This window comes from Microbacterium sp. B24 (assembly GCF_000333415.1).
Taxonomy (GTDB): Bacteria; Actinomycetota; Actinomycetes; order Actinomycetales; family Microbacteriaceae; genus Microbacterium.
This window is the reverse complement of the sequence record NZ_BADB01000379.1, coordinates 1-12,420: the sequence shown is the minus strand read 5'-3', so window position 1 is coordinate 12,420 and position 12,420 is coordinate 1. Positions and strand designations below refer to the sequence as shown.

Below are 12,420 nucleotides of genomic sequence, written 5' to 3'. Positions count from 1 at the left end.
AGTGGATGCCGCAGGCTCGGCCGTGCTGCGTCTGCACGCCGTGAGCACCCAGCTCATCGAGGAAGACGGCGCCTCCGCCGAGCAGAAGCGCCTCGTCGCCCGATACTGGTACACCGTGCCCGGCCACAAACAGGTCGCCCTCGTGCAGATGTCGACGCCGCTGGGTGACATCCCGCACGCCATGCTGGGCCTCTTCGACGCGATCGTCGCCGCATCGTCGTGGGGCGCGGCTGACGCGACCTGACGCTCAGCTGCGGGAGTGGCCCAGCACCTTCACGATGATGCCGCGGCGCCGCAGCTCGGCGATGGCGTGCGTCTCTTCATCGACCGTGCGACCGAGGGCGTGCTTGTCGGCGACGACGACGACATCGCCCGACACGAGGCGGCCGAACAGGCGGTTGAGGCGCTCGGCCCAACTCTCCCCGGTCTCGGGGGCGGGGTGGCGGAAGCCCTCGATCGGCACCCCGAAGTCTGCGAGGGCGTCACGCTGCGCGATCACCGACGGCAGATCGTCGCGCGCGACGACGAGTCCTACGAGGCGTGAGCCGGCGGGACGGGCCGCCCACCAGTCCGTGCCGGACACCACGACCGGCACGGCCGACGTGACGGCGGGCAGGGCGACCGACTCGGCGTAGTCGGCGGGGGCGCGCTGGTCGTCCGGCTGATCGGTGCTCACGGCATCCATTGTGTCCTACCGCGCCGACACGCGAGCCGATCCGCGACGCGATCCGGTTCAGTCGTCGGGGTCGCGTCGCAGCTGGATGCTGAGCTGGTCGGCGTCCAGCTGCGCGAGAGCGTGTCGGAGCGTCGCCGAGGAGTACGACCCCTCGCTGGATACGTCGACGAGACGCTCGCGCATGGCCTCGATCAGAGAGATCCGCAGGTCGATGACACTCGCGGTGCTGATCTCGGGCGCCTCGATCGGCGGGCTGCTCATGCGCTCGGCGAGCTTGGAGAGCACCTCCGGGGGAAACGGCTCGCCCGAGGAATCGGCGAGCCCGGGCGTGCGCAGGTGGGCCAGCGCCGCCTCACGCAGTTCGTCGGCGAGGCGGTCGGCCTCTTCGCTGCTGCTGCCGTCGCCGGTGGCCGACGGAATACGCAGCACGCGGATCACCCACGGCAGGCTCAGCCCCTGCACCATCAGACTCACCAGCGCGACGACGAACGCGATGAGGATCAGCAGTTCGCGGGCGGGCGTGGTGTCCGGATCGAGCGTCTGCGCCGCGGCGAGGGTGACGACACCCCGCATCCCGGCCCAGACGATGACGACGCCCTCCTTCCAGCCGAGCGGGGAGGCCTGGTAGTAGTCCATGTCGTTGAGGACGCGCCCGACGCGGGCGCGCACGCCCTCGACCCGACGCTGGGCGGAGGCGGCATCCGGCGTGCGCCGCGCCCACCGCCGCGCGACGCGCCGCGCCGCGCGCCCGGTCGTGCGCCGGACGAGTCCGCCGCTTCGCGGAGCGGGGTTCGGGTTCTCGCCGGGCTGCGGGCGTAGATCGCGCAGGTCGCCCTTCTCGACGTCGAAGGCGTCCAGCCGGTCGCTGAAGGCCTGCAATCGGTCACGCTGCATCCGGCGGGCGCGACGACCGATGAGTGTCACCAGACCCGACACATAGAGCGCCCGCACCGCGAGCACGATCGCCAGGGCGGCAAGGGCGAGACCGATGCCGACGCCCACGCCGCTGTGCTTCTCGATGTTGGCGCTGACGATGTCGCGCAGCTCCAACCCCATGATGAGGAAGACCGCGCCCTCCAGCAACAGTTCGAGCGTGTGCCAGTTCAGTTCGTCCGACACGCGCTGCTCGGGAGTCGACCAGCGGGCCGCGCCCTGGCCGGCGGTGATGCCCGCCGCGACCGCGGCGACGAGCCCCGACCCGCCGAGGTGCTCGGTCGGAAGGTAGGCGACGAAGGGCACGATGAAGCCGACGGCGGTGTTCGCCACCGGCTCGCCGATCCACCGCCGCACCCGCAGGGTCAGCAGGCCCACCGCGACGCCGATCACGACGGCGACGAGCACGCCCCAGGCGAAGGCACCGATCGTGCTGCCCAGCGAGAACCCCGCCGCGGATGCCGCGACGGCGCTGCGCAGCAGCACGAGCGCCGTCGCGTCGTTGAGCAGGCTCTCGCCCTCCAGCATCGTGATGACGCGCGGGGAGATGCCCAGCTTCTTCGCGATCGAGGTGGCCACGGCATCCGTCGGGCTGACGATCGCCCCGAGGGCCACGGCGAGGGCGAAGTCGAGTCCCGGAATGGCGACGTAGAAGAGCGTCCCCAGAGCGAGCGCGCTGATGACGACGAGCACGACGGCCAGGCCCGCGATCGGCACGGCGTCGCGGCGGAACTCGATCGCCGGCAGGCGCACCGCCGACGCGTACAGCAAGGGCGGGAGGATGCCGACGAGGATCAGCTCCGGGGGCACCGAGAACTTCGGCATCAGGAGCGAGGCGACGAGCCCGATCGCGACGAGGATGAGCGGGCCGGCGACGCCCAGTCGTCGGGCGAGCACCGTCGAGACGCCGATCACCGCGATGCCGGCGATCAGCCACGTGAGATCGGTCACCGCCGACTCAGATCACGCCGAGGGCCTGCACCGCGTCGCGCTCGGCGACCAGCTCGGCGACGGAGGCGTCCAGGCGCGCGCGTCCACGGGGATCGACATCGAGCCCGTCCACCACGCGGTAAGCGGTGCCGTCGCTGGTGACCGGCGCCGACGAATACAGTCCTTCCGGCACGCCGTATTCTCCGTGCGACAGCACCGCCGCCGAGGTCCAGCCGTTCGCCGTGCCGTGGACCAGGTCGTGCACGTGCGAGATCGCGGCGTTGGCGGCGGAGGCCGCCGAGGACGAGCCGCGCACCGAGATGATCTCCGCGCCGCGTTTCGCGACGCGCGGCACGAAGACGTCGTCGAGCCAGGATGCCGCGGCATCCGCCCCGCCGAGCTTGTCGGCCAGCGCATCGAGCACCGGGCGACCGTTCACGCTCGCGTGCGCCACGTCCGGGAACTGTGTCGCGGAATGGTTGCCCCAGATGGCGACGCCCTGCACCGCCGCCACGGGCGCCTCCAGAGCGGCGGCGAGCTGGGCGAGGGCCCGATCGTGATCCAGCCGAGTCAGTGCGGCGAAGCGTTCGCCCGGGATGTCGGGCGCGGCCGCCGCGGCGATCAGCGCGTTCGTGTTGGCGGGGTTTCCCACCACCACGACGCGGATGTCGCCGGCGGCGACCTCGTTGAGCGCCGCGCCCTGCGGTCCGAAGATGCCCGCGTTGGCCGCGAGCAGGTCGGCACGCTCCATGCCGGCGCCGCGCGGACGCGCCCCGACGAGCATTGCGAGGTTCGCTCCGTCGAAGGCGACGCGCGGGTCGTCGGTGATCTCGACGTCCGCGAGCAGCGGGAAGGCGCAGTCCTGCAGCTCGAGCGCCGCGCCCTCTGCGCTCTTGAGCCCCTGGGGGATCTCCAGCAGACGCAGTCGCACCGGGCGGCCGGCTCCCAGCATGTCGCCGGCGGCGATGCGGAACAGCAGCGCGTAGCCGATCTGTCCGCCGGCTCCGGTCACGGTGACTGTCGTGGCATCCATGTCTCGAGCCTACGGCGACGCGTCGCGGGACGATACGGTGGGGCATGACCTTCAACAGCAATGCAGAGCTGGGAGGCACGACCGCACGGCGACGAGGACGCGGGGGAGGCACCGCAGCCGTCGCCGGCGGCGGTCTCGCCGGGCTGGGCGGCATCGCCGTGCTGCTGCTCATCCTCTTCACCGGCGGCGACGTCACGAGTCTGCTCGGCGGCGCCGGCGGCACCGCGCAGGACTCGGCGATCCAGGGCTGTGACACGGGTGCCGACGCGAACGCGAACGACGACTGCCGCCTCGTCTTCGGCCAGAAGGCGCTCGACGTGTACTGGTCCACGCACGTGCAGGGCTATCGTGCGCCGCAGCTGATCATCGTCGACGGTGCCGCCTCGACCCGCTGCGGTACCGCCTCCAACGCGACCGGTCCGTTCTACTGCCCGCCGGAGGAGACCATCTACGTCGACCCGACGTTCTTCGGCGTGCTGCGCAGCCAGTTCGGCGCGCAGGCCGGCAGCCTCGCTCAGCTGTACGTGCTCGCCCACGAGTACGGTCACCACATCCAGCAGCTGACCGGCATCATGGACCGCTACCCGAATGACGGGACCGGCCCGGACAGCAACGGCGTGCGCACCGAGCTGCAGGCCGACTGCTACGCGGGCGCGTGGATCGCCGACGCGACGGAGGCGAAGGACGCCAACGGTGTCGCCTACCTCCAGCGGCCCACCGACGCGCAACTTCGCGATGCGCTGGATGCCGCGGCCACCGTCGGCGACGACAACATCCAGGCCCAGTCGGGCCGCGTCAACCCCGAGACCTGGACCCACGGCTCGAGCGCCCAGCGGCAGCGCTGGTTCACGGCGGGCTATCAGAACGGGCTCGGCGCCTGTGACACCTTCTCGGTGTCGGGAGGAGAACTGTGAACGGCCCCGCCCACCTGGACGACATCCTCTACCCCGACATCGAGCCGTACGAGACCGGGTACCTGCTGGCCGGCGACGGGCAGCGCGTCTACTGGGAGCAGTCCGGCAACCCCGATGGCAAGCCGGTCGTGTTCCTGCACGGCGGCCCGGGTTCGGGGACGTCCCCGTGGCACCGGCGGTTCTTCGACCCCGCGAAGTACCGGATCGTGCTGTTCGACCAGCGCGGGTGCGGCAAGTCCACGCCCCACATGAGCGCACCCGACGCCGACCCGCGGTTCAACACCACGTGGCACCTCGTGACCGACATCGAGCTGCTGCGGCGCAACCTCGGCATCGAGACGTGGCAGGTGTTCGGCGGGTCGTGGGGGTCAGCGCTCGCCCTGGCCTATGCCCAGTGCCATCCGGATGCCGTGAGCGAGATCGTCCTGCGCGGCGTCTTCACCCTGCGACGCCACGAGCTGGAGTGGTTCTACGAGGGGGGTGCCGCGGCGATCTTCCCCGACCGGTGGGAGAGCTATCTGGCGCCGATCCCCGTGCTCGAGCGCTCGCGGCTGATCGAGGCCTACCATCGCCGGCTCACGAACCCAGACCCGGCGGTCCACGAGCCGGCCGCGATCGCGTGGACCACGTGGGAGATGTCGACGCTCACGCTCCACCCCGACCCCGACCTCGTCGCGTCGATGACCGATGCGGCCACCGCGGTCGCGTTCGCCCGCATCGAGAACCACTACTTCATGCACGGCGGGTGGCTGCGCGAAGGACAGCTCATCGACGACGTCGGCGCGATCCGCGGCATCCCTGCGGTCATCGTGCAGGGCCGCTACGACATCTGCACGCCGATCATGACGGCGTGGGACCTGCACCGGGCCTGGCCGGAAGCGGAGTTCGTCGTCGTCGACGACGCGGGACACGCGGCATCCGAGCCCGGCATCGCCCGCGCCCTCCGCGCAGCCACCGACCGTTTCGCCACCTGACCCCGCACCCGCACGCCGTGTCCCACTGTCGGCGCAGGGTGTCCCACTTTCGCCGGAGGGTGTCCCACTTTCTGTCGCCCGAGCGGGGTGCGGGCGACAGAAAGTGGGACACCGGCGGGGTGGATGCCGTGGCCTCCGCCGCCGGAGAACCGGCGGCGCTGGTAGGCTGGAACCACTTGCGGCACCACTCGGGTGCCTCTCGCGTCGTAGAACGCTTCCCTCGCCGCCCGGTTCTGACCGGATGATCGGCTGACATTCTTCGTACGGCGACCCTGTGCGCATCCGCGCAGAGGCCACCGATCCGGGCCCCCGTGCCCAGAAACACCACCATGTCTGACATCACCTTCGGCGCGCTCGGCGTGCCCGCCCCCCTCCTCGACGTCCTCGCGAAGGACGGCAAGACCACCGCGTTCCCCATCCAGGTCGACACCCTGCCCGACACGCTCGCCGGTCGTGACGTGCTCGGCCGCGGCAAGACCGGTTCGGGCAAGACGCTCGCCTTCTCCATCCCGCTCGCCGCGCGCCTCGGCGGTCCCCTCGCCGGCGGCACCCGCCGCTCCGGCCGCGTGCTCGGTCTGGTGCTCGCGCCCACCCGTGAGCTCGCGACGCAGATCAATGCGACCCTCGAGCCCCTGGCCGCCGCGTACGGCATGACGACGACGACCATCTTCGGCGGCGTCAACCAGAACCGCCAGGTGGCCGCGCTCAAGGCCGGCGTCGACATCATCGTCGCGTGCCCCGGCCGTCTCGAAGACCTCATCTCGCAGGGCTTCGTCAAGCTGGATGCCGTGGAGATCACCGTCATCGACGAGGCCGACCACATGGCCGACCTCGGGTTCCTGCCGTCGGTGACCCGCATTCTCGACAAGACCCCGCGAGACGGTCAGCGACTGCTGTTCAGCGCGACGCTGGACAACGGCGTCGACAAGCTGGTCACGCGCTTCCTGCAGAACGAGGTGCTCCACTCCGTCGACGAGGCCCACTCGCCGGTCGCCGCGATGACCCACCACGTGTTCCACGTCGGCGGCGTCGACGAGAAGAAGGAGCTCGTGCGCACCCTCGCGTCGGGGATGGGTCGTCGCATCCTCTTCATGCGCACGAAGCATCACGCCAAGAAGCTCGCCCAGCAGCTGACCGCGCAGGGCATTCCGGCGGTCGATCTGCACGGCAACCTGTCGCAGCCGGCGCGCGACCGCAACCTCGCCGCCTTCAGCTCCGGCGCTGCCAAGGTGCTCGTCGCGACCGACGTGGCGGCGCGCGGCGTGCATGTGGACGACGTCGAACTCGTCATCCACGTCGACCCGCCCATGGAGCACAAGGCCTACCTGCACCGTTCGGGCCGTACCGCCCGCGCCGGCGCCGAAGGGTCGGTCGTCACCCTCGTGCTTCCCGGTCAGGAGAAGGACGTCAAGGATCTGCTGCGCAAGGCCGCGATCTCCGCGACGCCCGTGCCCGTGACCGCGGCGTCGCCGCAGGTGACCGCGCTGGTCGGCGAGGTCGCCCCCTACGTCGCACCCGCACCGAAGTCTGAGCAGCCCGGTCGTGGCCAGGGCGGCGGCGGTCGCAGCCAGGGAGCGAACGCGCAGCGCAAGCGCGCCGCGCGCGAAGGCGCCCAGAATCAGGGCGGCGCTCGTGGTCAGGGCGGCCGCGGTGGCCGCGGTGCCGGTCAGGGAGCGCAGGCGGGTCAGCCCCGCACCGACCATTCCGGTCGTCCGGCCGCCGAGCGCTCCGCCGCCGGGCGCGAGCAGCGTCCTGCTCGCGACCACCGCCCTGCCGAGCGGTCGGCGCAGCCCGCGGCATCCGGAAACGCCCGCACCACCGGCCGTCGTGCCTCGCACGGCGGTGGCACCGGCGGCGGAAAGCTCATGGTCGGCTCCGTCGTCCGCCAGAACGGCGGACCGCGACGCGCCGGGCGCTGATCTCGATCGCCCGCTGATCCGATCCGTGCGCTCAGATGCCGCGGATCAGATCGGCGGCGCGCTCGCCGATGACGATGGCGGGGGCGTTGGTGTGCCCGCGGATGACCGTCGGCATGACCGACGCATCCGCGACCCGCAGGCCGTCGACACCGCGCACTCGCAGCTCGGCGTCCACGACGGATGCCGCGTCGAGCCCCATCCGCGCCGTCCCGGCCGGATGGTAGAGCGTGTGCGAGTAGCGCCGCAGCGACAGCTCGATCCGCTCGGCCGCGCTCATGCGCTCGCCCCCGATCGGCTGCACCCAGCCTCCGGTCGTCACAGCACGCAGAGCCGGAGCCGCGATCAGGCGCTCGCACTCCGCGAGGCCGGCGCGCAGGGTCTCAGCGTCGATGCCCTCCGGGTCGGTCAGATACGCGGGGTCGATGATCGCGGCATCCGTCGGATCGCCGGAGGCGAGGCGGATGGTACCGCGACTCCGCGGCTGCAGCAGGATCGCGCCCACCGTGATGCCCTCCGCGGGCGGCGGTACCAGGCCTTCGCCGACGTACGGCGCCGTCGCGAAGATGATCTCGATGTCGGGCAGGTCGGCGGGCGCGCCCGTGCGATCGGCCAAGGCGGTGCGGACGAAGCCGTAGGCTTCGGCGACGTTGGAGCTCAGCATGCCGCGCCGGGCGCTCACATAGCGCGCGAGCTGAGCGGGCCGCCGCGCTCCGTAGAGCGTTCCGCCGCGCGCCGCGGGCGCGAGACCGGCGACGAGATGATCCTGGAGATTCTGGCCCACCTGCGGTGCGTCCACGCGCACGGGGATGCCGTGGGAGACGAGGTGATCCTCGGGTCCGATGCCGCTCAGCATCAACAGCTGCGGGGTGTTGATCGCGCCCCCGCAGAGGATGACCTCACGCCGGGCGCGGGCGTGGCGGGTGATGCCGCCGAGATCGACGTAGACGCCCGTGGCCCGCGGCGCCGCACCGGCATCGCGCTCGGCGAAGGTGACCCGCCGCACCAGCGCGTCGGTGAGCACACGGAGGTTCCGGCGTCGACGCGCCGGACGCAGGTAGGCGTCGGCGGTCGAGGCCCGTGCGCCGCGATGCTGCGTGACCATCGTCTGCGAGAAGCCCTGCCTCGTCGGGAGATTCGCCGGCGTCACGGGATGCCGCAGCTCGCGCGCCGCCTGGAGGAAGGCGGCCGTGTGCGGACGGGGGTCGCGCTGGTGTTCGACGGACTGCGGGCCTCGGGTGCCCTGCGTGGCATCGGCGGCATCCTGAGTGGCCTCCGCGCGCACGAAGGAGGGTGCGAGCGCATCCCACGACCACGTCTCGCCCGCGGTCTCGGCCCAGGCGTCGTAGTCGGCCGCGAACCCGCGGATCCACATCATGGCGTTCAGCGATGACGACCCGCCCAGGGTCTTGCCGCGCGGCCAGTAGATGGTGCGCCCTTCCAGCTCGCGCTGGGGGACCGTGTCGTAGTTCCAGTCGTAGCGACCGCGGAACAGCGTCGAGAACGCCGCCGGAACGTGCAGTTCGAGGGCCGCATCCGTGGGACCGGCTTCGAGCAGCAGCACGCTGACGGCGGGATCTTCCGTGAGCCGGGCAGCCAGCGCAGCGCCGGCCGAACCCGCCCCGACGATCACATAGTCGGCTTCGAGGGCGCCGCCCGTCGCCGCCGGCCGCGGGCTCATGCGCCGAAAGCCTTGACGAGGGTGAGCGCCATCTTCGCCGGGTTGCCGTCGATGCGGAAGCGCGTGAAGCCCTCGCACACCGCCGCTCCGGTTCGCGAGCTGACGAACCACGGGGGCTTCGGCAGCACCGAAAGCCCATAGCCTCGGACGGCCGACGACGCCGAGCGCGGGAAAGGCCGGAACGGCCCCCGCACGACCGTGCGTTCGACGTGGTCGAGCAGCAGGGCGTTGTGCACGATGCCCATGCCGCTCGGGGCGTCGTCGAGGGTGCCGCCGGGGAAGGCGCCCCAGGTGGCGGTCGGGGTGAGGAAGCCGAAGGCCGTCCACGCGTTGACCGCGACCGTTCCGTAGCGGAGGTCGGCGAGAGCCCTCTCGAACCCGTCGCCCAGAGCCCGCTGCGTCTTGGGATCGATCAGCACGTTGGCACCGAGAGTGCCCACGAGTCGTTCGTTGGCGTGGGCGACGGCGTTGTCGAGGAACTCCTGCCCCGTCCCGCGCAGGGCCACCACCCCGAGAACCGGCGAGAAGTACTCCGTCATCTCGAGGGTCTGCGCGTCGGACGGGGTCGTCTCGATGAGGGCGCGTGTGCCGCCGCCGCACCACGCGGCATCCGGGTACGACGTGCGGGCAGCGTCGAGCTTGCCCTGACTCTGCGGATACCAGACGGGGCGGGACGGCGCGCGGTCGTACGCCGTGCGCAACGCGTCGAGGAACGCGTCGCGCTGCGCCCAGTCGTCCGAGAGCAGCACGACCTGGCCGGCGATGCAGTTGTGGCCGCTGTTGTGCAGGCGCATGGTGACGACGTGCTCGGCCTGGAAGCGCAGGTCGGCGTCCGACCACCGGCCCGGCACGACGATGATCGGCGAGACTCCGCCCAGTTCCGCCGTGATCGGCTTCTTCAGCAGCGGCCTGCCTTCGCGGCGGCGGCGTGTGGCGGCACCCGCCGCGGCGGGGGTGTGCGAGGGACCCCACACGATGGAGCGGAACGTCGCCTCCGATCCGGTGATGTGGACGTGGTCGATCTCCGGATGCTGGGTGAGGTAGGCGCCCACATCGCCGCCGCCGCGGACGATCCGCAGGAACCCGGGCTCGATGAGCGGTGCCAGCGCGCGCTCGAAGACGGACACCAGCGCGTCCTGCGTCGGATTGACCTTCAGCAGAGCGACCCGGTTCGACGCCAGTAGCTCGTACAGCACGTCGAGGTAGGGGATGGAGGTGATGTTGCCGGCGCCCAGCACGAGCCCGACGCCGCCCGCGCTCGCCGGATCGAGCTGTGCGAGCCCCGCCTCTCGTCGCGCCGTCGCGGCATCCACTCCCGGCTGCAGCCAGACCTCGGTGGCATAGCCCGACAGCAGCAGGGCGTCGGTGGCCGACAGCGGCGAGGTGTGCACCACGGTGCGGTCGCCGGGCGCCGCGCTGAGGCGGACACCGTCCACCGGCGAGCGCCCGATGGAGAGGGCGCGGAGGGTGTCGGCGTAGGCGTCGAGGGCGACGATGGCTGCGTACGGCCCCGACAGCCACTCTTCGCCCCGAAGCGGGTGCCCGGGCGGCAGGCCCTTCGACACGGATGCCGCGTCGGCCCATTCGGCCGCGACCGCGGACGTCGCGACGCGGACGCGCTGCAGCAGCGTGCGACGTTGCGCGAGCGTGAGAGCGCTCCAGGCGCGCTGCCCGGCGCGAAGGGCCGTGATCGCGGCATCCAGCTGGTCGCGCACGTCGTCGGCCAGGGCGGGCGCGGCGGGGGATCGTTTCGCTGTGCTCGGAGCTTCTGCGGTCACGGCGTTCTCCTTCGAAGCGGTGGTCGCGCTCGCGCGCGGGCCTCCAGCTTACGACCGGATGAGACGCGGTTCCCGGAAACGTGCGACGCGATGCCGCGCCCTGTCGCCGTCGAGCGTCAGATCAGGGAGAGCTCGCGCAGCTTCGACTCGACGTCGGCGTTCGACGGCTCGACGTGGTGAGACGCGTCCGGGTACACGACGACGGGGATGTTCGTGCGGCCGGAGATCTCGCGGGCGACGTCCGCGGCGGCGGGGTCGGCCACCAGGTCGACGTACGTGTATTCGACACCCAGCTCGTCGAGCTGCTTCTTCGTGCGGATGCAGTCGCGGCACCAGTCGGCGCCGAACATCGTGATCGGAGTCTTCTCGGAGGTCATGATTCCAGGGTACGCTCGCCGGCGCGGGCCACGGCCGGGGCGACGATACGCGCGGTCGCCTTGCGCTTGGGCGCGTAGACCCAGAGCGCGTGATAGACGAAGCGCACGACGAACGCCGCCGCAAGGGTGATGGCCGCGGCCAGCACGCTCGGGATGTGGGCGCCCTGCACGAGCAGGGGGATGATCGGGATGCGCACGACCGCCTCGACGTTGTTGAACGCGAACGACTTGAGGAATCGCATCCACATCGCTCCGGACTCGGAGCGCATGTCGGCGAAGACGAGGTACTCCAGCAGCAGGAAGTTGCCGATGATCGTCACCTCGCTGGCGATGATCGCCGCGGAGACGTAGTTCATCCCCAGGTGGACGAGACCCCACATGATGACGAGGTTCGCGATCGCACCGACGCCGCCGACGAGCGCGAACGCCGACATGCGGCCGAAGCGGAGCATGGCCAGCTGCGTGAGGAAGCGCATGCCCTGACTGAAGGTGGCCTTGGATTCGCCGGCGAAGCGCGTCGCGAACGCGAACGGGATCTCACCGATGCGCATCTGGCGGCGCGCGAGGATCTCGAGCAGGATCTTGAAGCCGCGGGGGCGCAGGTCGTCGAGGTCGACGGTGTCGCGGTCGACCAGGAAGAAGCCGGTCATCGGGTCGGTGCAGCCGTGGAGCTTCCGCGGGAACATCGCCTTCGTGAGTAGCGTCGAGGTGCGCGAGACCGCGGTGCGCGTCGCTCCGGCGAGGCCGCCGGCCGTGCCGCCCGCGACGTAGCGCGAGGCGACGACGATGTCGACGTCGCCGAGGGCGGCGCGGTCGAGCATGCGCGGGATGTCCTCAGGCGGATGCTGCAGGTCGCCGTCCATGACCAGGCACCAGCGGGCCTGGGCGTTGCGGAAGCCCTCGAGGACCGCACCGCTCAATCCGCCCTCCGGCTCATCGCGATGGATCAGTCGCACCGGGAACTCCGTCGCTGCGGCGACGGCCTGGATGGTCGCGGGCGTGTCGTCGGTGGAGTCGTCGACGAAGACGACCTCGAAGTCGACGTCGTGGAGAGCCGCACCGATGCGGCGGACCAGCTCTGCGACGTTCCCGCCTTCGTTGAAGGTGGGAACGATGACGGAAAGATCCATGGGGATGCGCTCGCGATCGGTCAGGGACAGAACCGTCTCAGCCTACCGAGGACTCTAGAGGATCCCCGGGACCGAGCT

10 protein-coding genes and 1 pseudogene are annotated in these 12,420 nt (G+C 71.3%); 4 read left to right on the top strand and 7 right to left on the bottom strand.

Annotated features, from left to right (window positions below; genetic code table 11):
• Nucleotides 1–244: pseudogene (locus tag I5I_RS10200) on the top strand (hypothetical protein); the annotation flags it as partial.
• Nucleotides 245–247: 3 nt separating this feature from the next.
• Here the strand turns inward: I5I_RS10200 and I5I_RS10195 are convergent.
• The 3 genes from I5I_RS10195 to I5I_RS10185 are packed head-to-tail and all read right to left on the bottom strand — an operon-like array spanning nt 248 to nt 3,572.
• Complete coding sequence (locus I5I_RS10195) at nt 248–685, bottom strand: dehydrogenase (RefSeq protein ID WP_036319060.1); 438 nt, start codon at nt 683–685, stop codon at nt 248–250.
• Between the two features lie 48 nt (nt 686–733).
• The gene (locus tag I5I_RS10190; RefSeq protein ID WP_036319059.1) at nt 734–2,560 is read right to left on the bottom strand and encodes a cation:proton antiporter; all 1,827 of its coding nucleotides are present in this window, start codon (nt 2,558–2,560) and stop codon (nt 734–736) included.
• A 7-nt stretch (nt 2,561–2,567) separates the two neighbouring features.
• Nucleotides 2,568–3,572 carry a malate dehydrogenase gene (locus I5I_RS10185; RefSeq protein ID WP_036319058.1) on the bottom strand — a complete coding sequence of 335 codons (1,005 nt, stop codon included), beginning with the start codon at nt 3,570–3,572 and terminating at the stop codon, nt 2,568–2,570.
• A 44-nt stretch (nt 3,573–3,616) separates the two neighbouring features.
• On the opposite strand from I5I_RS10185, the gene ypfJ reads away from it, so the two are divergent.
• The 3 genes from ypfJ to I5I_RS10170 all read left to right on the top strand — a co-directional run bounded on the left by ypfJ (nt 3,617) and on the right by I5I_RS10170 (nt 7,379).
• Nucleotides 3,617–4,486: a KPN_02809 family neutral zinc metallopeptidase gene (gene ypfJ / locus I5I_RS10180; protein WP_036319056.1), complete on the top strand. Its 870-nt coding sequence runs from the start codon at nt 3,617–3,619 to the stop codon at nt 4,484–4,486.
• Nucleotides 4,483–5,460: a prolyl aminopeptidase gene (pip, locus tag I5I_RS10175; RefSeq protein ID WP_083867995.1), complete on the top strand. Its 978-nt coding sequence runs from the start codon at nt 4,483–4,485 to the stop codon at nt 5,458–5,460. The genes ypfJ and pip overlap by 4 nt, the downstream gene beginning before the upstream one ends.
• 329 nt (nt 5,461–5,789) lie before the next feature.
• Nucleotides 5,790–7,379, top strand: a complete 1,590-nt coding sequence (locus I5I_RS10170) for a DEAD/DEAH box helicase (protein WP_036319054.1) — start codon at nt 5,790–5,792, stop codon at nt 7,377–7,379.
• Nucleotides 7,380–7,410: 31 nt separating this feature from the next.
• On the opposite strand, the gene I5I_RS10165 is transcribed toward I5I_RS10170, so the two are convergent.
• From I5I_RS10165 to I5I_RS10150, 4 genes are all read right to left on the bottom strand, one after another.
• A complete protein-coding gene (locus tag I5I_RS10165; RefSeq protein ID WP_036319052.1) occupies nt 7,411–9,057 on the bottom strand; it encodes a GMC family oxidoreductase in 1,647 nt (548 codons plus the stop codon).
• On the bottom strand, nt 9,054–10,835 hold the full coding sequence (locus I5I_RS10160; RefSeq protein ID WP_036319049.1) for an aldehyde dehydrogenase family protein: 1,782 nt from the start codon (nt 10,833–10,835) through the stop codon (nt 9,054–9,056). Before I5I_RS10160 ends, I5I_RS10165 begins: the two co-directional genes overlap by 4 nt.
• 116 nt (nt 10,836–10,951) lie before the next feature.
• The gene (locus tag I5I_RS10155) at nt 10,952–11,212 is read right to left on the bottom strand and encodes a glutaredoxin family protein (protein ID WP_036319047.1); all 261 of its coding nucleotides are present in this window, start codon (nt 11,210–11,212) and stop codon (nt 10,952–10,954) included.
• On the bottom strand, nt 11,209–12,342 hold the full coding sequence (locus I5I_RS10150; protein WP_036319045.1) for a glycosyltransferase: 1,134 nt from the start codon (nt 12,340–12,342) through the stop codon (nt 11,209–11,211). The genes I5I_RS10155 and I5I_RS10150 overlap by 4 nt, the downstream gene beginning before the upstream one ends.
• Between the last annotated feature and the right edge of the window lie 78 nt (nt 12,343–12,420).

Coding starts and splice junctions, on each gene's coding strand:
- I5I_RS10195 (WP_036319060.1), bottom strand. CDS start 685: ATGGATGCCGTGAGCACCGATCAGCCGGACGACCAGCGCGCCCCCGCC.
- I5I_RS10185 (WP_036319058.1), bottom strand. CDS start 3,572: ATGGATGCCACGACAGTCACCGTGACCGGAGCCGGCGGACAGATCGGC.
- ypfJ (WP_036319056.1), top strand. CDS start 3,617: ATGACCTTCAACAGCAATGCAGAGCTGGGAGGCACGACCGCACGGCGA.
- I5I_RS10170 (WP_036319054.1), top strand. CDS start 5,790: ATGTCTGACATCACCTTCGGCGCGCTCGGCGTGCCCGCCCCCCTCCTC.
- I5I_RS10165 (WP_036319052.1), bottom strand. CDS start 9,057: ATGAGCCCGCGGCCGGCGGCGACGGGCGGCGCCCTCGAAGCCGACTAT.
- I5I_RS10155 (WP_036319047.1), bottom strand. CDS start 11,212: ATGACCTCCGAGAAGACTCCGATCACGATGTTCGGCGCCGACTGGTGC.
- I5I_RS10150 (WP_036319045.1), bottom strand. CDS start 12,342: ATGGATCTTTCCGTCATCGTTCCCACCTTCAACGAAGGCGGGAACGTC.